Source organism: Mycobacterium sp. NGS49, assembly GCF_059812565.1.
Genome location: NZ_JCALCX010000108.1, coordinates 1 through 684 on the forward strand (window position 1 = coordinate 1; position 684 = coordinate 684).

Sequence of the window (684 nt, forward strand, 5' to 3'; positions counted from 1 at the left end):
GTGGTGCCGAGGGTGCCGGTGTTCGATGCGGCGGGCACGGTGTTGATCACCGGGGGCACCGGCGGTTTGGGTGTGACGTTGGCTCGGCATCTGGTGGCCGAGTATGGGGTGCGGCATCTGGTGTTGGTCAGCCGGCGTGGGATGGCCGCTGAGGGTGTCGAGCAGGTGACTGCGGAGTTGGCTGAGTTGGGTTGCCGGGTGCAGGTGGCGGCTTGTGATGTTGCTGATCGTGATGCGTTGGCCCGGGTGTTGGCGGCGATACCGGCGCGGTTCCCGTTGTCGGCGGTGGTGCACGCGGCCGGGGTGCTCGATGACGCGGTGATCGCATCGCTGACACCGCAGCGGGTCGATGCGGTGTTGCGGGCCAAGGTCGATGCGGCGTGGAATCTGCATGAGTTGACCCGGGACCGGGATTTGTCGGCGTTTGTGTTGTTCTCCTCGATGGCCGGTGTCATGGGGACTGGGGGGCAAGCCAATTATGCGGCGGCCAACGCTTTTCTGGATGGGTTGGCCGCCTATCGTCGGCAAGGGGGTCTGGCGGCGACGTCGTTGGCCTGGGGGCTCTGGGAGCAGGCCAGCACCATGACCGGGCACCTAGGGGCCCAGGATGTGGCCCGGCTGAGTCGGGGTGGGTTAGTGCCGATGCCATCCCACGAAGCCCTGGACTTGTTCGACACCGCGTTG

At 66.5% G+C, this 684-nt stretch carries 1 protein-coding gene; it reads left to right on the forward strand.

Going from position 1 to position 684, the window contains the following annotated elements:
* A partial coding sequence (locus AC5Y7D_RS30900; protein ID WP_499929991.1) for a beta-ketoacyl reductase occupies positions 1–684 on the forward strand: 684 nt, incomplete at both ends.